Source organism: Ruegeria sp. S263 (genome assembly GCF_056780525.1).
This window is the reverse complement of the sequence record NZ_CM165558.1, coordinates 1,946,148-1,967,956: the sequence shown is the minus strand read 5'-3', so window position 1 is coordinate 1,967,956 and position 21,809 is coordinate 1,946,148. Positions and strand designations below refer to the sequence as shown.

General features: G+C 55.8%; 24 protein-coding genes and 1 tRNA gene. 12 read left to right on the top strand and 13 right to left on the bottom strand.

Annotated features, from left to right (window positions below; all coding sequences use genetic code 11):
* Positions 1-11 precede the first annotated feature (11 nt).
* The gene (locus ACT2B1_RS09820; protein ID WP_171211457.1) at positions 12-869 is read left to right on the top strand and encodes a class I SAM-dependent methyltransferase; all 858 of its coding nucleotides are present in this window, start codon (positions 12-14) and stop codon (positions 867-869) included.
* Positions 870-1,265: 396 nt separating this feature from the next.
* Here the strand turns inward: ACT2B1_RS09820 and ACT2B1_RS09815 are convergent, their stop codons facing one another.
* Both ACT2B1_RS09815 and ACT2B1_RS09810 read right to left on the bottom strand, forming a co-directional pair.
* Entirely contained in the window at positions 1,266-1,625 is a 360-nt protein-coding gene (locus ACT2B1_RS09815) for a hypothetical protein (RefSeq protein WP_170551220.1), read from the bottom strand.
* An 83-nt stretch (positions 1,626-1,708) separates the two neighbouring features.
* A complete protein-coding gene (locus ACT2B1_RS09810; RefSeq protein WP_170551221.1) occupies positions 1,709-1,927 on the bottom strand; it encodes a hypothetical protein in 219 nt (72 codons plus the stop codon).
* 152 nt (positions 1,928-2,079) lie between these two features.
* On the opposite strand from ACT2B1_RS09810, the gene ACT2B1_RS09805 reads away from it, so the two are divergent.
* The gene (locus tag ACT2B1_RS09805; RefSeq protein ID WP_481667661.1) at positions 2,080-2,529 is read left to right on the top strand and encodes a hypothetical protein; all 450 of its coding nucleotides are present in this window, start codon (positions 2,080-2,082) and stop codon (positions 2,527-2,529) included.
* A 4-nt stretch (positions 2,530-2,533) separates the two neighbouring features.
* Here ACT2B1_RS09805 and ACT2B1_RS09800 read toward each other — a convergent pair whose 3' ends face one another.
* From ACT2B1_RS09800 to ACT2B1_RS09765, 8 genes are all read right to left on the bottom strand, one after another.
* On the bottom strand, positions 2,534-2,872 hold the full coding sequence (locus ACT2B1_RS09800; RefSeq protein WP_170645081.1) for a hypothetical protein: 339 nt from the start codon (positions 2,870-2,872) through the stop codon (positions 2,534-2,536).
* A gap of 237 nt (positions 2,873-3,109) precedes the next feature.
* Positions 3,110-4,236 (bottom strand): IS3 family transposase gene (locus tag ACT2B1_RS09795; protein ID WP_481667660.1). Its coding sequence is split into 2 segments (ribosomal slippage): positions 3,110-3,972 and positions 3,972-4,236, totalling 1,128 coding nucleotides; the frame shifts between segments, so codons are not numbered across the junction.
* A 53-nt stretch (positions 4,237-4,289) separates the two neighbouring features.
* On the bottom strand, positions 4,290-4,508 hold the full coding sequence (locus ACT2B1_RS09790; protein WP_481667659.1) for a hypothetical protein: 219 nt from the start codon (positions 4,506-4,508) through the stop codon (positions 4,290-4,292).
* A gap of 119 nt (positions 4,509-4,627) precedes the next feature.
* Positions 4,628-4,701, bottom strand: a tRNA-Gly gene (locus ACT2B1_RS09785).
* A gap of 66 nt (positions 4,702-4,767) precedes the next feature.
* Positions 4,768-5,595, bottom strand: a complete 828-nt coding sequence (locus ACT2B1_RS09780) for a polyphosphate kinase 2 family protein (RefSeq protein WP_171240775.1) — start codon at positions 5,593-5,595, stop codon at positions 4,768-4,770.
* 127 nt (positions 5,596-5,722) lie between these two features.
* Positions 5,723-6,784 carry a methyltetrahydrofolate cobalamin methyltransferase gene (locus ACT2B1_RS09775; protein WP_171121484.1) on the bottom strand — a complete coding sequence of 354 codons (1,062 nt, stop codon included), beginning with the start codon at positions 6,782-6,784 and terminating at the stop codon, positions 5,723-5,725.
* Between the two features lie 9 nt (positions 6,785-6,793).
* A complete protein-coding gene (locus ACT2B1_RS09770) occupies positions 6,794-7,720 on the bottom strand; it encodes a methylenetetrahydrofolate reductase (RefSeq protein WP_481669018.1) in 927 nt (308 codons plus the stop codon).
* Positions 7,721-7,746: 26 nt separating this feature from the next.
* Positions 7,747-8,043, bottom strand: a complete 297-nt coding sequence (locus ACT2B1_RS09765) for a virulence factor (protein WP_171121485.1) — start codon at positions 8,041-8,043, stop codon at positions 7,747-7,749.
* Positions 8,044-8,283: 240 nt separating this feature from the next.
* Here ACT2B1_RS09765 and ACT2B1_RS09760 point away from each other — a divergent pair, with 240 nt between their 5' ends.
* Both ACT2B1_RS09760 and ACT2B1_RS09755 read left to right on the top strand, forming a co-directional pair.
* The gene (locus tag ACT2B1_RS09760; protein ID WP_171124965.1) at positions 8,284-9,396 is read left to right on the top strand and encodes a Ppx/GppA phosphatase family protein; all 1,113 of its coding nucleotides are present in this window, start codon (positions 8,284-8,286) and stop codon (positions 9,394-9,396) included.
* A complete protein-coding gene (locus tag ACT2B1_RS09755) occupies positions 9,396-10,118 on the top strand; it encodes an RlmE family RNA methyltransferase (protein WP_171124964.1) in 723 nt (240 codons plus the stop codon). Before ACT2B1_RS09760 ends, ACT2B1_RS09755 begins: the two co-directional genes overlap by 1 nt.
* Here ACT2B1_RS09755 and ACT2B1_RS09750 read toward each other — a convergent pair.
* The 3 genes from ACT2B1_RS09750 to ACT2B1_RS09740 form a co-directional block, all read right to left on the bottom strand.
* Positions 10,115-10,303, bottom strand: coding sequence for a hypothetical protein (locus ACT2B1_RS09750; protein ID WP_481667658.1), 189 nt, complete (start codon positions 10,301-10,303; stop codon positions 10,115-10,117). The two genes, ACT2B1_RS09755 and ACT2B1_RS09750, sit on opposite strands and share 4 nt — an antisense overlap.
* Positions 10,304-10,401: 98 nt before the next feature.
* The gene (locus tag ACT2B1_RS09745; RefSeq protein ID WP_481667657.1) at positions 10,402-12,300 is read right to left on the bottom strand and encodes a tetratricopeptide repeat protein; all 1,899 of its coding nucleotides are present in this window, start codon (positions 12,298-12,300) and stop codon (positions 10,402-10,404) included.
* On the bottom strand, positions 12,297-13,163 hold the full coding sequence (locus ACT2B1_RS09740) for a YihY/virulence factor BrkB family protein (RefSeq protein WP_171121490.1): 867 nt from the start codon (positions 13,161-13,163) through the stop codon (positions 12,297-12,299). The genes ACT2B1_RS09745 and ACT2B1_RS09740 overlap by 4 nt, the downstream gene beginning before the upstream one ends.
* 166 nt (positions 13,164-13,329) lie before the next feature.
* Between ACT2B1_RS09740 and ACT2B1_RS09735 the strand changes: the two genes are divergently transcribed.
* The 8 genes from ACT2B1_RS09735 (at position 13,330) to ACT2B1_RS09700 (ending at position 21,762) form a co-directional block, all read left to right on the top strand.
* Positions 13,330-14,415: an AI-2E family transporter gene (locus ACT2B1_RS09735; protein ID WP_171121713.1), complete on the top strand. Its 1,086-nt coding sequence runs from the start codon at positions 13,330-13,332 to the stop codon at positions 14,413-14,415.
* A gap of 3 nt (positions 14,416-14,418) precedes the next feature.
* On the top strand, positions 14,419-15,525 hold the full coding sequence (locus ACT2B1_RS09730) for an acetoin utilization protein AcuC (RefSeq protein ID WP_481667656.1): 1,107 nt from the start codon (positions 14,419-14,421) through the stop codon (positions 15,523-15,525).
* A gap of 118 nt (positions 15,526-15,643) precedes the next feature.
* Entirely contained in the window at positions 15,644-16,621 is a 978-nt protein-coding gene (locus ACT2B1_RS09725) for an AAA family ATPase (protein WP_171240771.1), read from the top strand.
* Between the two features lie 9 nt (positions 16,622-16,630).
* The gene (locus tag ACT2B1_RS09720) at positions 16,631-17,575 is read left to right on the top strand and encodes a DUF58 domain-containing protein (protein ID WP_171240770.1); all 945 of its coding nucleotides are present in this window, start codon (positions 16,631-16,633) and stop codon (positions 17,573-17,575) included.
* Positions 17,575-18,048, top strand: coding sequence for a DUF4381 domain-containing protein (locus tag ACT2B1_RS09715; protein ID WP_171240769.1), 474 nt, complete (start codon positions 17,575-17,577; stop codon positions 18,046-18,048). The genes ACT2B1_RS09720 and ACT2B1_RS09715 overlap by 1 nt, the downstream gene beginning before the upstream one ends.
* Positions 18,045-19,031, top strand: a complete 987-nt coding sequence (locus ACT2B1_RS09710; RefSeq protein ID WP_481667655.1) for a vWA domain-containing protein — start codon at positions 18,045-18,047, stop codon at positions 19,029-19,031. Before ACT2B1_RS09715 ends, ACT2B1_RS09710 begins: the two co-directional genes overlap by 4 nt.
* Positions 19,028-20,533, top strand: coding sequence for a VWA domain-containing protein (locus ACT2B1_RS09705; RefSeq protein WP_481667654.1), 1,506 nt, complete (start codon positions 19,028-19,030; stop codon positions 20,531-20,533). Before ACT2B1_RS09710 ends, ACT2B1_RS09705 begins: the two co-directional genes overlap by 4 nt.
* Positions 20,530-21,762: a hypothetical protein gene (locus ACT2B1_RS09700; RefSeq protein ID WP_481667653.1), complete on the top strand. Its 1,233-nt coding sequence runs from the start codon at positions 20,530-20,532 to the stop codon at positions 21,760-21,762. The genes ACT2B1_RS09705 and ACT2B1_RS09700 overlap by 4 nt, the downstream gene beginning before the upstream one ends.
* Positions 21,763-21,809: the final 47 nt, after the last annotated feature.

The window sequence follows — 21,809 nt, the reverse complement described above, 5'->3', positions numbered from 1 at the left end:
CCGGAGGCGACATGGCGATAACAAACGAAGAACAGGCTGAATTCTGGGGCAACTCACCCTCGGGTGCGAAATGGCTGACCTATGAGGATCAGATGGATGCCCTTCTGGCCCCGGTTCTGGATCTGGTGCTGGATCGCGCCGCTCTTCAACCGGGGCATCGTGTGTTGGACATCGGCTGCGGCACGGGCGCGAGCACGGTTCAGGCCGCCCAGGTCGTTGGCCCCAAAGGTCACGTTCTAGCCGCTGATTTTTCACAGCCTTTTCTGGATCGAGCTGCGGTACGCGCAGAGGCAGCCGGGCATTCAAATGTCGGCTTTCAATTCGCAGACGCGCAGACCCACCCTTTTGACGAAGGCGACCGGGATGCCATGATCTCGCGTTTTGGCGTGATGTTCTTCGATGATACGGTTGCCGCCTTTGCAAACATGGCACGAGCCCTGAAGCCCGGCGGGCAAATGACTTTTGCCGCTTGGGGGCCGCTCTCCGGCAACCCCTGGTTCTTTATTCCACACATTGCGGCCACCGCGCGCCTAGGAACACCACCAAAAGTGGATCGCAACGCACCCGGACCTTTGGCCTTTCATGATCAGGATCGCGTCACAGGTTTGCTGGCAGACGCCGGACTGACTGACATCAAGGTCGACGCGGTTGACCTGACCTTACCGGTATACGGAACGCTAGAGGATTGCGCTGCACTCTGTACACGAGTTGGCCCAGCGGCGCGGGTGATCGCCCACTTCGACGGTGGACCCGAAGATATCGCGGTCATTCGGGACGCAGTAGCAGGTGAATTCCAGCCCTATCAAGCAGGGGATATGGTCAACGTACCTGCGCTCATAAACTTGTTTCAGGCACGTAGGCCCGAGTAACTGGAGCGGGTAGCGGGAATCGAACCCGCGCGTTCAGCTTGGGAAGCTGATCAGCAACAGGTTGATTCGTCATATTTCATTGGGGTTTGGTGCGTTTTATTCAAATTCTTGTTCAAATTCTACTGAACCGAATTGAACCAAAAAGGCCCGTCATGGGATGGAACCACCGTTTGACTTACGCCGGAACAAAGTTAGAACTTTCAACATGCGCAAGTGGCCACGAACAATTCCGTATGATCTACGCTGCCGACTAGAGTCGCTGCATGAATACCGCAGCGCACCTAGCATCCAAACCCAATGGGGCGAAGTCTTGGAATGGCTGGAAAAGCATGGCGTAGAACCACCAGATCATGCGTTGCCGATTGCGCCCGAGTTGGACGGGCCGGTTGGTCACAGTTAGGACGCCAGACTATCCAGCTTGGCAATCTCTTTTGACTTGGCCGTCTCAATGATGACGTTGTGTCCATCTTTTGTCTCAACCGCGAAAAGCGTCGTGCCACGTGATCGCGCACCGTAGGCCGCACCAACCAGAGCACCAAACGGACCAGCCACAACTGCGCCTGCCGTTCCCCAGCCCGCAGCAGCACCGACAGACCGTGTCGTGCCGGACTCGGGCAGTTTAGTTACCTTGGTGATTTTGTGTTCGCGCAAGACATTCCCTCGCCCTATCGTTTGCTGAACAAACGGGGTGCCAAACCGCCAGACGAACCTGACGTCATAGCCGGTGTCCATATCGTGATTGATAACTTTGATCATTATTAGGCCGTCGGTTGCACAACTGTCCCCGCCACATATTCAATGTGACGAGGGCCAAAGTCCTTTATGCAAAAAGCTACCTATCAGAACTGCTTCTTTTTTTCAGGCGCACACTGGACTTCAGGCAGGGTAGAAATACTGTTCCTACCCAACACGCAATGTTTGACCGTGCCAGTTCTTGTGTCCACCACGTAAACGCCACCTTTCTCTCCACCGGCATTCAGAGCCACAAACGGCCCTTGCTGCGCTTGAGCAGTAGTCGCTGTCAAAGTAAGTATCACTGCCGAAATAATGAGCTTCATTTCCTGTTCCTCAGATTTGCAATTGGTAGCAATTTGATACCTCATCAAAGAAACGGGCTTTTTTTTGACGTTGCAGGAGAAAAAACCGCCACCAAGGTGGTGTCGTGCAGCTACCAGCCTGACAGCGGATTGATCACAATTGAGTTTGCATCATGAAACATCAGAGAAAAGGTGTAGCATCGAACGCCGCAGCGGGCCGTGCGTTTGAAAAAATCGCGCAAACCGTTCTGGCCGATCGCGGCATCAATGTGGACCTTGGCCACACGGTTCAAATCGGTGTCGGTGCGGTCAAAAAGGATCGTCATTACGATCTGGGTTCGGCTGATCCTGCGGTGCTTGTCGAATGTAAGTCATACAAAGTTAGTGAAAACAACTTTGGCGCAAGGTCCCTAAGGCTTGAAAGGGAAATGTATTGTTTTCACATCGCGCCTACCGAGTACCGGAAAATCTTGTTTGTTGAACGGTCGACCCGTGACGGCTACGACGAAAGTTTTGCCGAACGCTTTGTTCGCCTGAAACGCCATTTTATTCCCGATGATGTGGAAATCTGGGAATACGACCACGCGACCAAAAGTGTTCGGGTTCTACCGGAAAAAACGTGATCGATCAGTCGTCGCAAGAAACGTCATAGACAAGCACCATCGGGGCCGGAGATTCAATGTTACCAAAAGCATTAATAACAATGTCGCCTTTTCGCTCCAAGACGTTGAAGTGTGGTGCGTCGTAGTCCCAACAGGTGAACCCAGTGTGCCAGCACTCGTAATCGATTTGGTGAGGTTTGTTGGTTTCTGCGCCGTAGTAACGATGTACAGCCCACTCATCGCCAAAAATAAACGCTTCTTCTTGTCCCTTTGAAGTTATGTATTTGCATGTGACTTGGTCGTCGTTGGCGTTAGCAGCGTTAGACAGAACTATCAAAAACATTACAGACGACAACCTGATCATCAGATAACTCCATTTGCTGATTTTCAAACAGACTATTTCTCGTTGGCAGTCGTTAGTCCAATGACCATGAAACGGCCAAGTCTAAAGGGCTGGATAAACGGTACGTACGGGCCGCTTGGGGGTAAGTTATACATCTGTTTTTCTTTCGCTTGGCAGAAATTGGTATTCTTTTGGCCCAAAATCGAAAGAAATCAGGCCAAAGCTGAGCAGCCTCAACTGACTGGTCCAAGTTGATTGTTAGTGCATCATCGGCCAGTGATCCATCGGGATGATGGTTTCGGGCGCTGGCGGGCGGTAACCCAGAGCACTGTGGGGTCGTTTTGTGTTGTAGTGTTTTCTCCATTGTTCGATCAGGATTTGTGCTTCGCGCAAGCTGTAGAAGATCTCTCCGTTGAGTAGCTCATCCCTGAACCGGCCATTGAAGCTTTCACAATATCCGTTCTCCCATGGGCTGCCGGGTTCGATGTAAGCCGTCTTGGCGCCGACGGCAGCAATCCAGTCTCGGACAGCCTGGGCGACAAATTCCGGCCCATTGTCAGAACGTATGAAACTCGGCACGCCGCGAAGTATGAACAGATCCGTCAGAACGTCGATTACATCGGTCGAGTTCAGTTTCCGCTCGACCCTGATTGCCAAGCATTCCCTACTGTATTCATCAAGGATGTTCAGCGTTCGGAAGGCTTTTCCATCATCGGTTCGGCAATGGACGAAGTCATACGACCAAACATGGTTGCGAAACTCTGGCCGTAGCCGAACACACGACCCATCGTTCAGCCAGAGCCGTCCTTTCTTCGGTTGTTTCACTGGCACTTTCAGCCCCTCCCGTCGCCAAAGCCGTTCAATCCGCCCATCACTGACAGACCAGCCAGCCTCTCTCAGCAGTGCAGCGATCCTGCGATAGCCATATCGACCGTATTGACGGGTCAGCTCGATCATGTCGGCCACCAATCGGTCTTCGTCTGCGCGACCTTCTGGGACACGCCGTTGCGTGGACCGGTGTTGTCCAAGCACGCGGCAGGCGCGTCTCTCGGAAACGTTCAGATGGCTACGAACATGATCGATGCAGGCACGACGACGAGCGGGGCTCAGTAGTTTCCCTTTGCGGCTTCCGTCAGGATCAGTTTGTCCAGCGTCAGATCTGAAACCGCGCGTCTCAGTCGCTCGTTCTCTTTCTGAAGCCGCTTGAGTTCTTTCAACTGATCTACACCCATTCCACCGTACTTCTTTCTCCAGCGGTAATAGGTTTGTTCAACAACGCCGATCTGCCTGATCGCATCAAGACGGGACATGCCTTGCCCCATCAGAACTTCAACCTGCCGTAACTTCGAGACAATCTCTTCGGGCTTTGGTCTCTTGTTTGCCATTCGTGGTCCTCCGTTTCCTAAACATAACGGTGGACCAGTTCAGTGGGGGAGGCTCAATTGTCGGATTTACAATAAATCTTACCGCCCTCCTGCATTGCGTGCAGATAATCCATTCCTTCAAACGACCCCGAAAGGTACGCGGTCGCCAAGGTACGGTCTATTTCACGGTCGCTTTCCAGCTCTTTTAACAACTGGTCCGCAGTTGGCTGGGCAACAGCCGCAGATGACATAGCGACCATCGTCATGACGGGTAGAAAAAGCGATTTCTTCATAGGAGCCATACCCATTTGTTCAAAAATTGTTCAAATTTGTTCATAAACCGATTTGAATACGCTTGACCACCTTTTTGAACTATCCTGAACTAAGCCCATTGTTTTTATTGGAAAGATTTTGGAGCGGGTAGCGGGAATCGAACCCGCGCGTTCAGCTTGGGAAGCTGACAGGCTACCATTACATCATACCCGCCGCGCGGGTTTGAATAACATTGGCTCACGACCAGCTTCAAGCGCGTTTCGACAGGATGCCGCAAGATTATTCTGTCCGGGCTCGCAGGCTGTCGATCAGCGATTTTTCAACGTCCAACACTTCGCACGCAGCATCAAGGGTTCGCTGATCCAGATGTTGCGGGCTCAGGTCGATGTCCCTGGAGAACGCCTCAACAATCGTTCGCATCGTCTTGATCCGGGCGTATTTCTTGTTGTTGGCGGGGATCACGTGCCACGGCGCTATCTGGGTCGAGGTGCGCGCCAGCATCTCATCCACCGCGACTTCCGCCTCGGACCAGTGTTCGCGGTTGCGGAAATCCTCATAGGTCAGTTTCCAGCGCTTCAGCGGGTTGCGTAGACGTTCGGTGAATCGCGCCATCTGTTCCTCGGGCGAGATGTGGAAGAACAGCTTTACGATCCGCGTGCCGTCATCCACCAGCATTCGCTCGAAATCGTTGATCTCACCATAAGCGGCGCGCCAGCGATCTTCGGAGGTGAACTTTTCCAACCGCTCGACCAGCACCCGCCCATACCAGCTTCGGTCAAAAGCCGAGATCGCGCCCTCGGGCGGTAGCCGTTCCCAGAACCGCAACAGGTAATGACGATTCAGGTAGTAGTTGCGCGGCGCACCAATCGGCCAAACCTTGAAGCTGCGCGGGTCCAACGCCTGACTGATCCGCCGGATCGTGCCGCCTTTGCCCGCCGCGTCCCATCCTTCGAACACCAGCACGCCCTTGGTCCCGTGAAACAAAAACGCCTGTTGGATCAACGCCAGTTGCGCCTGCAACTCTACCAGTTCCTCAAAATACTCTTTCTTGCCCAGCCTCAGCGACAGATCTGCCTCGGTCAGTTTCGGGGGAACATGCTTGGTCATAATGGCGCCCTGATCTGCGAAAAAATCACAACCAGTGTCACTACAACGGCCACAAGAGGCATTGATCGGTGTCAAACGAAAAAAAGCCGGGCACTAGGCCCGGCTTTGACTCAAAATGTGATGCGGATCACGCGCGGCGGCGACGTCCACCACCACGACGACCACCTGCGGCACCGGCTGCCGCGGCTTCTTCAGGCGACTTGTTGAACTTGATCCATGCCCCGCCATGCGGGTCGTTGTTGGTCAGCAGGTTAGCGGCGCGGATGGCCTCCATCTCTTTGCCGGCGCGCGGTTGGGTCGAGCCCAGGCCGAACAGTTGGCAGAAGGTCTCATCATCCATATCCGCAGGCAGTACGATGCCTTTGGCTGCTACCTCGGCCTTCTTTTCAGCCAGCTTTTTGGGACCAACTGGCAAGGCCACAGGGTTCATGATCGCCGAGGTCATGCCAGCGCCCATTGCCATCGGCAGGAAGGCATTGTTGATGCCGTGACGGTTCGGCAGACCGAACGAGATGTTGGATGCACCGCAAGTCGTATTCACGCCCAGTTCCTCGCGCAGGCGACGAACCAATGCAAATACCTGCTGGCCAGCGGTTGCCATCGCGCCGATGGGCATAACCAGCGGGTCAACCACGATGTCATGGGCCGGAATGCCGAAATCGGCGGCGCGTTCAACGATCTTCTTAGCGACGTCAAACCGCACATCAGGGTCTTCGGAAATCCCGGTGTCGTCGTTCGAGATTGCCACAACCGGCACGTTGTATTTCTTGACCAGCGGCAGCACCAATTCCAGACGCTCTTCTTCACCGGTAACCGAATTCAGAAGCGGGCGGCCCTCAGCCGCCTCAAGACCGGCTTCCAGAGCGCCCGGAACCGACGAGTCGATACAGAGCGGGACGTCAACCAGGCCCTGAACCAGCTCAACGATCTTGGTCATAAGCGGTGGCTCGGTCTCGTTCGGGTTGGGGTTCGAGTTGTAGACAACGCCCGCATTGATATCCAGAACGGTCGCGCCTGCTGCAACCTGCGCGATGGCGTCCTTCTCGACAGTCGAGAAATCGCCCGCTTCCAGTTCTGCGGCCAGTTTCTTTCGGCCAGTGGGGTTAATCCGCTCACCGATCACGCAGAACGGTTCGTCAAAGCCCAGAACGGCGGTTTTTGTTTTTGATTCTACGACAGTACGGGTCATGTCCGTTCCTTAGGTATTTGCAGGCTTTGCCGAAGCGCCGCCATTGTTGATAGCCCAGTTGGCGTTGGTCTTGACGCCGCCAAGCGGGAAGAAATGTACGTTGGTGATGTTGAAATCCGGGTTGGCCGCTTTGTGGTTGGCCAATTCGGTGATCACATCGGTCGGCTCATAAGGCAGCAACAGCTTGGATACATCCATCGCGCGCTTTTGCAGAACCTTCAGCGATGGACCAACGCCACAGGCAATCGCGAATTTGATCAGGGTCTGCAACTTGGCCGGACCCGCAATACCAATATGGATCGGTAGGTCGATCCCCGCGGCCTTCAGACCGTCTGCCCATTCGATGATCGGCTTCGCGTCGAACGCAAATTGTGTCGCCAGCGCCATTTCGGCGTCGGTTGTCTCGCTGAATTTCTGTTTCCAGCGCAGCGCATCGTCAACATTCTTGGTCGAGCCGTCCGGGTCGATATCCTTGTTGCCCTCGGGGTGACCAGCCACGTGCAGACGCTTGAAACCTGCCTTGTCAAACAGGCCGGTCTCCATCAGTTGCATCGAACTGTCAAAATCACCCTGCGGCCTGTCCAGTCCACCGGCCAGCAGCAGCGCCTGATCCACGCCCGCTTCGCCCTGATACATAGAAATCCAGTTTTCCAGCGTCGCCGCGTCCTTAATGATCCGCGCAGGAAAGTGCGGCATGACCGGATAGCCCTCGGCAGCGATGCGCTTGGCGGTCTTGACCATGTCCTCGATCGGGGTGCCCTCGATATGGGCGATGTAGACGCGGGTGCCGTCGGGCAGCAGAGCGCGGAAATCCTCGACCTTTTCGGCCGTACGGGGCATTACCTCGATCGAATAGCCCTGCAAAAAGGCTTCGACGGTCGGGTTCACAGGGCCGTTTTCGGCCGCATCACGTTTCTTGAAGTTCAGCAAAGCCATCGCGGCCTCCCATATAGATTTCGGGCTCATGCCCAACCGTCATTTGCAATCAGCGCCTTGATGCGGTCCTGATCATATTCCGCTTCCAGACGCACGGCCTCGGCCTCGGCGATCTCGGACGGGTCGCCCTCAACCGCAAAAGGTTCGGCCTTGCGCCACTCGGCCAGATAGGCGTCGCTATCCTTGGCGTTCACCTTCATAGCCGCGCGGTCGATGGCTTGCTCGAACCGTTCCTCCAACTGCCGCTTTGCGCCCCGGCGGCCTTTGCCGACGATGACTTGAGCTGGGATATCGCGCCAAAAAACGATGGTGACGTCAGGCATCGCGTTTGATTCCTCCTAACCAGATGGATCGGTTCTAAACTTCAATATGGGCTCAGGTCGGTCGATTTTCGACACAAGGCAGAGTTCTAACGACCTTTTTACCCACGATGGGATACCGGCCTTGTAACGAAGTCTTGAGCAAACCCTCACATCAAAATTCTCATCACCTTAATGAGCGTCTTGCACGACGCAGGCGCGCGACCTATGGTCGGGGTAACTCGAAAATCGGAGGGCGTTACGATGGCGCCCAAGCGTCCCAAAGGTGCGGGCGCGTTCCCGAAGGCGGTCGAAAGCCCCGCGCCGGCAAGACCCGATCCAGATGCGTTGTATGCGGCGCTGGATCTGGGGACAAATAGCTGCCGCATGTTGATAGCCCAGCCCAAGGGCAGCGGGTTCCATGTGGTCGACAGCTTCTCAAAATCCGTGCAATTGGGCGCGGGTCTTGAGCGGACCGGGCGTTTGTCCCGGTCATCCATGGCGCGCACCATTCAGGCGCTGCGGATTTGCCAGCAAAAACTGAAACGCAATAAAGTCCGACGAATGCGGCTGGTTGCGACCGAAGCTTGTCGGCGCGCCAAAAACTCACGCGACTTCATCCGGCAGGTGCGGCGCGAAACCGGGCTGACGCTTGAGATCATCCAGCCCGAGGAAGAAGCACGGCTTGCCGTGATCTCCTGCGCGCCTCTGGTTTCAACCAAGACCGAACAATTGCTGGTCGTGGATATCGGCGGCGGCTCGACCGAACTGGTGTGGATCGACATCTCATCCGTTCCGCGCCGGGACAGACCTGCGGCGATCATGCGCCTGCACAATGGGTTCCACGCGGCCGAAAGCCCATTTCCTGCGGCCAAGGTTGTGGACTGGATCAGTGTTCCCTTGGGGGTCGCGACCCTTCGGGATCAGTTCAATGACGTCGAGGATGACTCGGCTCGGTTTGCCTTGATGAGCTGGTTTTTCGAAGAGAACCTGGCCGATTTCGCCCCCTACAAAGATGAGCAGGCACGTGAAGGGTTTCAGATTGTAGGCACCAGCGGCACGGTCACAACCGTTGCTGCCTCCCACCTTGGGCTCAAACGGTATGACCGAACCAAGGTCGATGGCCTGCGCATGACCAGCGATCAGATTGACAAAGTGATACGTGGTTATCTAGAACTCGGCCCTCAGGGTCGGCGCCGGGATCCGCGTATCGGTGATGACCGGCAGGCCCTGATCATGTCCGGCTCGGCCATTTTGCAGGCACTATTACGCTGCTGGCCCACCGACCGCCTTTCCGTGGCGGATCGTGGGCTGCGCGAGGGTTTGCTTTATGCACAAATGAGCGCGGACGGCGTATTGGAAGACGGACCGTTCTGATGGCGAAGACACCGACTGGCAAAAACAACTCGGGCCGCGGACAGCGCGACCTGAAGGTTAAGGTCAAGACTGCACGTGGGCGCAAGCTCAGCTCAACCCGCTGGCTCGAACGGCAGTTGAATGACCCTTATGTCAAGCGCGCTAATGCCGAAGGGTATCGCGGACGCGCGGCCTATAAGATATTGGAACTGGACGACAAGTTTCGCTTTCTGGTCCCCGGCGCGCGCGTCGTTGATCTGGGCTGCGCGCCCGGCGGGTGGTTGCAGGTCGCTGTCAAGCGGGTGAATGCGCTGGGCGAAAAAAGCGGCAAGCGGATCGGCACGGTTCTGGGCGTGGACCTGCAAGAAGTCGAGCCGGTCGCTGGCGCAACGGCCCATGTGCTGGACTTCATGGAAGACGACGCCGACCAAAAGGTTAAAGAATGGCTGGGCGGCAAGGCCGATGTGGTAATGTCGGACATGGCAGCCGCCTCATCGGGGCATAAGCAAACCGACCATTTGCGGATCATGGCACTGTGTGAGACAGCCGCCTATTTCGCATTTGATGTTTTGGAAGAAGGCGGCACCTTCGTCGCTAAAGTCCTGGCCGGTGGTGCCGAGGGCGATCTGCAAAAACTTCTGAAACAGAAATTCACCAAGGTCGCCAACGTCAAACCACCTGCGTCCCGCTCAGACAGTTCCGAGAAATTTGTTGTAGCGACTGGGTTTCGGGGCGACTCTTAATCCTCTAACGAAACCCGCTCTCCTGTCAGAACCTGTTCGCGCAGGGACGCAGCTGCGATGCCCTGTAGCAGCAGAGCCTCGCCATGGTTAAGGTATTGCGGCTTCCGTGTGCGCAGATCTTCAATGCGCTGGGACATTGATAGCGGTCGTTGCAATTGCGATATCCGAACCGGTTTTCCAAGCATTTCAAACCCCTTACCGAAAAAAGCTTCTACTCCTTCCGATTTAGATACCGATAGATTTTGCCGTGAACGTGGCCGAAAGCGGGTATTACAATGCCAATTCAGCGCCCGATCTGGGCCTTTAATTGCAGCAATTCGGGGTGGTTTGGAACCCGCGACAACCCTTCAGCAAGAACGCTCTGCGCGGCCTCGACCCCACGGTTCAATTGAACGAGTTGAACCAGTATCGGCCACGCTTCAGCACGCTGCGGGTCAAGGGTAATCACTTCGGCAAAGGCGCGTTCGGCCGCTTCAGGATTGCGAAGCGTCAAAGCCATGCCACCCAGCACCATGTGCGTTTCGGGAAAATCCAGGCGGTTGGCAATCGCGCCTTGCCACTCGGACATACCCTGCCCGGCCAGTTGCCCTTGTTCGCGGGTCATTACTTGCGGCGGAATGGTCAGAAACTCTTTCGCCGCTGCAATCCGAACATTACGGCGCGGGTCCGACAACAACGGTTCCAACCGCTGAACCCGATCCGACATACTCGCATATCGTTGCAGAGTGGCTGCGTTGGCGCGGACAACCGGATCAACGTCCGCCAGCAAAGACGCCGTCTGAGCCGCAATTTCGTCCGAGCCAAAATCCTGCAGCAAATACGCCGCTGTCGCGCGAACGATGCCCGCCTGCCCGGGATCGGTGGCGATATCAAGCAATGCGGCGGGTCCGTCCGCGCGGCCTGTCAGCGCTTGCTGAAACGACGTGCCATAATGCGTGCCACGCTGTTCCGACTGGGGAAACCATGCCTCAATCTGTGTCGCCGCCCATTCCTGATCCTCGTCCTTATGACAATCGGTGCAGGCATCTTCGCCAAGCCCCAAGTCCGGGCGCGGGATACGGAAACTGTGATCACGCCGACCATCAACCCCCATGTAGACACGCTCGATCATATGGCACGACTTGCAGTGTGCGCCGTCGCTGCCGTCAGGATGGTGGTGATGATCTGGCGAGTCATATTCTTTTGACATCAAGGTCGGAAATCGGCTGTTCCCAGCGGGAGAATGGCACTGTGTGCAAACACCATTCCCCTCGGCCCGCAACGTTGCGCTGTGAGGCTCGTGGCAATCCATGCACCCTACGCCTTGCGCGTACATTTTGGACTGCAGGAACGAGCCATAGACATAGACTTCATCCAGTATCTGCCCATCCGGGTGGTACAATCCCGGCCTTAGGACCGCGAGGTTATAGGCATCATGATACGGCGTTCCCGGCAAGGGGTTGCCGTCACCATGTGCTTCACGGCGTGAATGGCATCCGGCACATTGCTGGATTTCAGCTTCGGTCTGACTGCTGCCCCAATCCGTAGTGAACCCGTATTCTGTCAGGTCGCCGCCGACACTTTGGCCGTTGGTCCAGTCGATATGGGCAGAACCCGGGCCATGGCACGCCTCACACCCGACACCTATTTCCGACTGTATTGATGTGTAACTGCGGGTTTGCGCGTCGTAGTTCTTTTCAAAAGCAGTCGCATGACATTCTGCGCAGCGGGCATTCCAGTTTTTGTAGGGTCCGGTCCAATGCAAGCCGTCATCCGGGGGCAGATCTTGATCGGGGTAAAGGTGAAACCAACGCTTTTGCTCGGTATCCCAAACCACGTCAAAGCTTTGCAAGCGGCCCGGTTCGGTTTCGAACAGATATTGCTGAAGTGGCGCGATGCCAATCACCGAGTGCACATCATACTCGGTCGCTACACCGTCTTTCTCGGTGACCCGAGCACGCAGGGTATCGTCGCTGGAAAACTCGACAGACATGCCGTCATGCTCAAATCTGGTGCCGTCAAAGTCAGCGACAACATGACCGGCATCTGCCTCGGTCCACGCCAATGCGTGATGAGATTTGGCCCATGCGTCGGCTTCGGCCTTATGACACTCAACACATTTATCCGAGCCGACATAAGACGGAACCTGTGCCCAAGCGAACGCCGGGAAAAGCACTAACAAACCGAAAAGAAAATGTCTCAATCCACGGTCCCTTCGCCGGAATTCTGAAGGTCCATCAAAGCGCCGTTAAACTCAGCGCCCAAAATCAGGATCGCGGCGCATAGATACAGGAAGATCAAGGCCGCCATTGCACCGGCCAATCCGGCGTAGGTCGTGCTGTAAGACGCAAACTGACCGATATAGATCGAGAACGCCCATCCCCCTGCTGCCCATAGCGCCAGCGTAAGAACCACGCCGGGCAGAATCTGCATCACGGAATGTCGACGTGTCGGCAAAAGAAGATGCGCCAGAATCACGGTTCCGGCTGGAACGGCAACCGTAAAGGTCCATCGCAGCCGATCCACGGACAACCACTCTGATACGTTTACATCAGTCCTTTCAGACACAAGTTTTGTATAGACCGGCAAGACCACCTCGACCGCAGCGATCGCCAGAATCGTGGCGCCACCGATTACCACCAGCGCCAAACAGAACAGCCGGGTTTTCCAGAACGGCCAGCTATCGTGATCATGATATGCCTGGTTCATCGCTGCACGAACGGCCGCAACTCCGTTGGATGCGAAGAACACGGCCAACAAACCCCCGATGGTTATGACCCCTGAACCGGATTCTTCCAGCACGGCCCGCAGCTCGGCCACAATAGGGTCGGCCACGTCTTGCGGCCAAGCCCCAAAGATCAGCTCAATCAATTCGTTGGTGACATAATCCTGAGACAAGGATCCGGCCAAGGCCACAGTAAACAAGACGAACGGAAACAAGGCGAGCATAAGGGACATGGCGACATGGCTGCTCATCACCAACCCGTTCTTGGCACCAAAGCGACCAAGGGCCAGCCACAGCGCCTGAAGAGGCCGGCCAAAAAGGGGAATCACGTTCGCGCTCATGCCGAAAGCCTACCCCGGCTCATTGGATCACAGAACCATCAAATCCAGTATAAAGACAAATTAATCCGTACAAATATCTGGGTGCATTGCATAATCCCGCGCGGCTGTGCAGGATCAGGACAGGATAACCAGCTTGAGGCAATCTCAGCTCAGCGGCGGGAAACCGATGCCCTTGGACCAAAACGATACGTATACGACACCCCGGCTGAAGCTGTCTGTCGTCCGCGATACCGCCATTGTTGCCACGCTGACCGTGCTGGGCCTGTATGCCGGGTCCGCATTTCTTATTCCCTTGACGATGGCATTGCTGATCAACGTTCTGATTATCGCCCTAAGCGACCGGGTGATTTCTGTCACCCACGCCCCTGTCTGGCTGGCCAATGTCGCTGGTGTGACAGTCGTTTTGGCGGGCTTGTTCATGATCATGTATATTCTGGGCAGCCAAGCGACCCAGTTCGCGCGTTCCATCAGCACCTATGAAAATCAGTTCGACGGCGCGGTAAACCGCGTCACAGGGCTGGTCGGCAATGACGTGACTACCTTTATCAGGGACAACCTAATCAGCATCGACATGTCTTATGTCGCTCGCGTTCTGTTGGGCAGCGCCACGTCCTTGCTGAACCATTTCTTCCTGATCAGCCTTTATGTGGCTTTCCTCATGGCTGAACGGCTGGCCTTTCGAAAAAAGATACAACTGGCGGCAGGAAACCCTCAGACCGGGGCCGAATTTGCGTCGGTACTGGACGCGATCTCTTACAGCCTGCAGCGTTATGTCGGTGTTAAGACATTCATCAGCCTGATCACCGCCGGAATCAGCTATTCGGTTTTCAAACTATTGGGTCTTGAATACGCCGAAACATGGGCTGTACTTACTTTTGCGCTGAATTTCATCCCCTCAATCGGTTCGATCATTGCGGTGATTTTTCCTGCGATGATTGCACTTGTTCAGTTCGACAGCATCGGTCCGTTCCTCATCATCGTATTTGGATGCGGGACGATCCAGTTCCTCATCGGCAATTTTCTGGACCCCGCCATGCTGGGGCGTTCGCTGAACATGTCGACGTTTCTAGTCATTCTCGCGCTGACCTTCTGGACAACCGTCTGGGGCATGATCGGCGCCTTTCTAAGTGTACCTCTGACGGTCTGCATCCTTATTGTCTTCAGCCACATCCCCGCGCTGCGCCCGATCGCAATCCTGATGTCGCTGGATGGACGACTGGGTGAAGATCAACAACCAACTTCCACCACCTGAGCGATGCGCCCACTGTTCATCGGATCAGAGATCTATCGAAACTCGACCTATGGTTCGAAACACCCGCTTGCGATCCCGCGCGTTTCAACGGTTATTGATCTATGCCGGGCGCAAGGATGGCTTCCCCCCGAGGCATATCGGGTCAGCCCCCGGGCCAAGCCTAACGCCCTGCGCCTCTTTCACACGCCCGATTATATTGCCGCGCTTCAAAAAGCGGAAAAGACACAGTCGGTTTCCGATGAAACGCGCAAGAAATACGGCCTTGGCACACTTTCAAATCCAGTTTTCGCCGAAATGTTTCGCAGGCCAGCAACCGCCGCAGGGGGATCGTTGCTGGCCGCAGAACTACTGCGGGAGGGAGGGATTGTTTATAATCCGGCCGGTGGGACGCATCACGGCCTGCCTGACCGCGCAAACGGGTTCTGCTATCTGAACGATCCTGTACTTGCGATCCTGACCTTTCTGAATGCAGGTCTAGAGCGTATCGTTTACGTGGATATCGACGCGCATCATTGTGACGGGGTCGAAGCCGCCTTTTGCGGATCTTCCAAAGTCAGAATGATCTCGGTCCACGAGGCGCGGCGCTGGCCCTTTACCGGCGCGCTTGAAGACACGGCTGGGGGTGCTGCGTTCAACCTGCCAGTCGCGCGCGGACTGAACGATAGTGAGTTCTACGCGATACTGGATCAGGTGATCCTGCCCGCCACGGCAACGTTTCGCCCGCAGGCGATTATCCTTCAATGTGGCACGGATGCTGTCGCCGAAGACCCGCTGTCGCGCCTGTCTCTGTCAAACAACGCCCATTGGCGCGCCGTGGCACACCTAAGAGATATGGCACCCAGGTTTCTTGTTCTGGGCGGAGGCGGCTATAACCCATGGTCAGTCGCCCGGCTGTGGACCGGCGTTTGGGCGGTGCTTAATGGCTTTGAAATCCCTCAGGAATTAAACGCCGATGCGCAATCCGTCCTCGGCGCTTTGACGTGGAACCGGGCCGCTGGCAAACAGCCGCCGGGCCATTGGTTCAAGACGTTGCGCGACAATCCAAACACCGGAGAGATCAGGCCCGATCTGTTGGCGGATATGAGGCGGCTTGCAAGCCGGATTTCGTAGTGGATTGACTTCGGAAGGGCTGCTAACCTGCAGTCATTACGAAATATTTCTGACCGCCCGGATAATTTGGAAACCTGCCAGCCTGTTTTAACCGATTGGCTGCAATTGGATCACCAAAATGAATGCACACGAACAAATAAGCGACCTCAAGGCCCGAATGGGACAGTCCATCATTGGCCAGACCGAAGTCATTGATCGCCTGATCATCGGTTTGCTGGCAAACGGTAACCTGTTGATCGAAGGATTGCCCGGCCTTGCAAAGACCCGCGCCGTCAAAGCAATGGCGCGCAACATGGACGCCAGTTTCAGCCGGATTCAGTTCACGCCAGACCTTCTTCCGTCAGACGTGACCGGAACCGAAGTGTTTCAGCAAACCGATACGGGCAGCACGTTTCGCTTCGATCCCGGCCCGATCTTTGCCAACATCGTATTGGCGGACGAAATCAACAGAGCCCCGGCCAAGGTTCAGGCCGCGCTGCTTGAGGCGATGGAAGAACGGCAGGTCACGGTTTCCGGAACAACGCACAAAATGGACCCGTTGTTCATCGTAATGGCCACGCAAAACCCCATTGAACAAGAGGGCACGTACCCCCTGCCCGAAGCGCAAATGGACCGGTTTCTGATGCATGTTCAGATCACCTACCCGCCGGTCGAAGACGAGGTCGAAGTCATACGCCTGGTCCGGAACGAGGAAATCGCAACAGGCCGGGAAATGTCTGGGGAACGCCCTGCCCCAATCCCACAGGATGCTGTGTTCACCGCGCGTTCGGAAATCGGCCAGATCCATGTCTCGGACGCGATGGACAGGTATATGGCAGATCTTGTGCAAGCGACCCGAACACCAGAAAACCTGAGCGAAGAGCTTGCCAACTGGATCGAGATCGGGGCCAGCCCCCGCGCGTCATTGGCGCTTGATAAGTGCGGGCGCGCTCATGCCTGGATGAACGGGCGCGACTATGTCGACCCCGCCGACATTCGCGCTATTGCCCATGACGTCTTTCGCCATCGCATATCCTTAAGCTTCGAAGCGCAGGGCAGCACCAAATCAGCCGATGATGTCATCGCGGAAATCCTACGCCTTGTGGCGTTGCCGTAAGGGCCCCACATGGCGCAGACAGCCACATATCCCTCAGACCCGCGCATCCATGTGAATGCCGAACATTTACAACGACTGGGTCCGAAATCGCGATCGCTCAGCCTTTTGCCCCGGCAACCCGCGCGATCAATCCTCAATGGACGTCACGCATCGCGTTTACGCGGACGTGGGCTGAACTTTGAGGAATTGCGCACGTATATGCCAGGTGACGACATTCGAACAATTGACTGGAAGGTCACCGCACGCACCGGCACACCCCATGTTCGGGTCTATACGGAAGAGCGCGATCGCCCCGCCCTTTTGTTGGTCGACCAAAGGGTATCCATGTTCTACGGAACCGAGATCTATATGAAATCCGTGATCGCGGCAGAAGCCGCAGCCATTGCCGCACATCGGGTTCTGGGGCAAGGCGACCGTGTTGGCGGGATTGTTTTCGGTGATACGGACTTGGCCGAGCATCACCCGCAACGGCGCCCTGCTGCACTGACGCGGTTCCTATCATCTGTTGGAGAATTGAATTGTAGCCTGAACGCGAAGCTGCGCCCAAAACCAACTGTGACACTGAACGACGTACTGAAACAGGCCGTCCGACTTGCACACACGAACGCATTGGTGTGCGTGTTTTCCGATTTCGACGGGATCAACGACAGGTCCGAACGTCTTTTCAGCAGGTTATCGCGATCAAATGATCTGATCCTTTTCAATGTTTTTGATCCAAGTTCGCGCGCATTACTTCCGGGGGTAAAACTGACGGTATCCGACGGGGACAACCAGATCGAAATCGACAGCTCAATCCCTGATCTGCACGATCGCATCAAATCAGCGATGGAGGACAGGCTTTCGCAGTTGAACCTGTGGTCCCGCCGCTATGGCTTCCCAATTGTCCCTCTGACAACAGCGGTCCCTGCTCTGGATCAGTTGCTGAAGCTGTTCGGGCATCCGGGGGGACGATGATGGCGGTCGATGTTTCGGGCAAATCACTGGTTGAACTTTTGGATATGCTAGAGCCTGCTCCGGCCCCAGATCCAATCGCAATGACCCCGCAAACATGGGGTTGGGCGGTTCTTGCAGTGGTGCTGGCAACGGCCTGGACCTCTTGCTTCTACCTGGCCCGTCGACATTGGTCGGCAAATGCCTACCGACGCTCGGCCCTTGCAGAACTGGAGCGGGCCGGAACCGATGCGGCACGCGCGGCCGAGATTCTGCGGCGGACCGCTCTGGTCGCTTTTCCGCGTGCGACTGTGGCAAGTCTTCACGGGCAAGAGTGGTTGAATTTTTTAAATCAGACGTATGAAAAGAAAGAATTTAAAGGCGCCTCCGGCGAAGTCCTCCTTGCCGCGCCGTATCAAGAAACCGTTCAAAACACCGACGTCCCAGATCTGGTTCGCAGTTGGATCAAACTCCACAAAAGGGACCAAGGGGCATGACCTACACCTTCGCCGCGCCCTGGGTCTTTGTTCTTTTGCCATTGCCTTTGGTCGTGTTTTGGTTCGCCCCACCACATAAGGAAAAGGTGCAAGCCACACGCATTCCGTTTTTCCGGCACATCGCGGCCGCGACCGGCCTTGAACCCAAAACCGGATCAAGCATTCTAGGACGAACATGGTTGCAATCTATAATTGCGACGCTGGTTTGGGTCTTGTTGGTTACAGCGCTGGCACGCCCTGAACGGCTGGCAGATCCCATCGTGGTGGAAAAATCGGCGAGGGATGTGGTCCTGGCCCTAGATATATCCGGGTCAATGGACCAACGGGATTTCACGTCCGAGGATGGAACCCCCAAACAGCGCCTCGCAGCGGTCAAAGATGTACTGCGGGACTTCATTGCAGCGCGTCAGGGGGATCGAATGGCCCTGATCATCTTTGGGACACGCGCGTTTGTACAGGCACCGTTCACCGAAGATTTGAATAGTTTGAATGGGTTCCTCGACCAGACTGAAGTGGGAATGGCTGGGCCGAACACGGCGCTTGGCGATGCCATTGGGTTGGGCATACAGCTGTTTGACTCGAGCGAAGTTGACCAACGCCTGATGATCGTCCTCAGCGACGGGGCCGACACGTCAAGCCGCATGACACCCGTCAACGCGTCGGCAATCGCTGCGGACAAAAATGTGGTCATTTATACGATCGGAGTTGGCGACCCGAACGCAACAGGTGAAGACCGCGTAGATTTGCAAGCCCTTCAAGACATCGCGCAAACGACTGGCGGACAATACTTTTTTGCCGATGACGAAGCCGCTTTGACGCAGACCTACCAACAGATCGACGAGCAAAATCCAAGAGTTGTTGAAACCCAAAGCTATCGACCGCGCGAAAGCCTTACCCATATACCGCTTTTAATCGTCATTGCCGTGATCCTGTTCAGTTCCGCAGGATTTCATATCGCGCAACACCGGCGGAGTGTTCGATGATTGAGGCACTCGCAGATTTCCACTTTATCCGAGCGGCTTGGCTTCTTTTCCTGATACCGGTTTTTGCAGTTTGGTGGCTGATCCGTCCAAGATCGGAACGGTCCACTCAAATTCCAGACGGTATCGCCCCGCACCTGGCCCAAGCCCTTAAGGTGGGCGACACGGACAAACGCAAGCTGAACCCCGTAGACGGGGTCATGGCCATTGCAGTGCTGGTCACCTTGGCCGCCGCGGGCCCAACGTGGTCGCGCGCCCCTAACCCACTGATTGCAGACACCGCGCCGTTGGTTATTGCGCTGAAAGTCACCGAAAGCATGGAAGGCACCGACCTGCCCCCATCCCGGCTTGAGCGTGCGAAATACAAGATCACCGATCTGATCAACACGCGCTCAGGGGCGCGGACCGCTTTGATCGCGTATGCAGGCAGTCCGCACCGCGTTGCCCCCCTGACCGAGGATGCCAACATCCTTCGCCCGCTGCTGGAAGGGTTAACGCCCGCCGTTATGCCGCTGAAAGGCGACGCGGCAGCCGATGCCCTGGCACTGGCTCAGAACATACTCGCCGATGCGGAAACCCCGGGCGCCATTTTGTTTGTGCTGGACGATATCGACCCGTCGCAGGTTCAGGCAATGAATAGTGCAGAGGCCGACCTGTTGTTTCTTACGATGTTGCCAGAAGGCGAAAGACTGGTTCAGCTAGACGCGTTATCATCCGCGACCGTGGCGCCATTTTCGACGGGAGATCAGGATGTTACGCGACTAAACAGAGGTATTCACAACGCCTATGTCGACGCTCTGGACGAAGAGGATCAGTTGGATTGGCAGGATCAGGGTTGGATTTTGGCCTGGCCTGCGGCGTTGCTCTCACTTTTGTGGTTCCGGCGCGGCTGGGTCATTCGGTGGGCATTTTTGATGTTATTCATCACGCACCCATCCGGTCATGCGTGGGCCGAAGGTTGGAAGGACTGGTTCCTAACACCTGATCAACAAGGCCAGATCGCCATGAACCAAAAGCGCTTTTCTGACGCGGCCGATTTGTTTCAGGACCCATACCACCAAGGATACGCCATGCTCAAAGCAGGCCGCTATCCTGAGGCGACCGAGGTCTTTTCGTCGTTGAACACACCTGAAGCCGCGTTTGCGGAAGGAATGGCGCGCATCCGTAACCGCGAGTACCGCCCAGCGATTGCAGCATTTGAAACCGCGTTAGAACGTCGACCAGACTGGCCAGAAGCCCAGCACAATTTGGAAGTTGCAACAGCAATTCTGGAGTATGTCGAAACCACCCGAGAGCAATCGGATACCAGCGAAGAGGCCGGGATCGGCGCGGATGATACAGTATTCGACAATGAAGGCGCGCGTGGTCAGGACACCACAGTGCAAGCCCAGACCGAAGTAGCGCAGCCGATGTCTGCAGACCAGTGGATCAGCGCAATTGATACCGACATGCAGGACTTTCTGAGAAACCGGTTCCTGCTGGAAAATCAGGTGCAATCGCAATGAGATATTTTCTATTCCTCATTTTACTGTTCCTGCCGACGGTGGTCACTCCGCAGACCCCAACAGATATTGCCCCACTTGTAACAGTGGACCTTGCAGAGGGCGATGTGATCGTCGGGCAACCCACCATTTTGCGCGTCAAGGTTTTGGTTCCTACCTTCATGCCGGCCCCTCCGGTCTTTCCGTCATTGGAGCAAGAAAACTTATTGGTCCGCTTGCCCGAGCGCGCATCCGGCCCGGTCAGCGAAACTGTGCAAGGCGACACGTGGTCTGGTGTTCAGCGCGGCTATCGCCTTTATCCTTTGCAAGTTGGAAAAATCCAGTTGGGCCAGATGGATATTCTGGTTACTTACGCCGATCCTGATACCAACGCACCGATTGAGGTTTCGGTCCCGCTGCCACCAATATCCTTTGACGCTGTGATCCCGCAAGGCGCGCAAAATCTGGACCCGCTTATTCTGGCGTCGGGCTTTTCCATTGAACAAACGCTGGATGGTGACACTGACATTCAAACCGGAGGCGCGATTACGCGAAAGCTCACAGCCAAAATTTCGGGGACTACTCCGATCTTGATACCTCCTCTGATTCCGGAAAATCAGGATGAACTTCTGCGTGCATACCCAAAAGAGCCGCGTTTTACCGAAGCTGAAGATCGCGGAGTTTTGTCAGGTCAGCGCGTTGATGAAGTTGTCTATCTGGCTCAGGCAGATGGGCAGACGCAACTTCCTGCTGTTTCGATCGACTGGTTCAACCTGACAACCCAACAGGTTGAAACTGTTGATATCCCTGCAGTCGACTTAACCTTGGCTGCACCCAAAACGCCCCCGAAAGACATGGGCGATTTTCTTAGGCTTGGCTTAGGGGTAACACTCGTGTTGCTGATGATCTGGACCGGCTGGCGTTGGGTTGCACCCCGCTTCAGGACGCGCCGGGAAGAACGCGAACGTGCTTATAGGTCCTCAGCCGAATATGCCCTTGCACAGCTCAGGCTGTCTTTGAAAAACCACGACCTGTCAGGCGCCTATTCGGCACTGGATCTTTTGAAGGCACGCGCAGAAACACCCATGGATTTACATAAGCTTGAAGCGCAATTGGCATTGATCGGCGCAACACGCTACGGGTCTGATGCCGGCCGGCAGGCCCCGCATTGGTCCGAGGCTATCGCCACCCTTGACACCTTTGTCCGGCCGCGAGGGGCTAACGCCAATTCGTTGCCCCTATTGAACCCTTGAACCCATTGAACCCATTGAACCCATTGAACCCATTGAACCCATTGAAC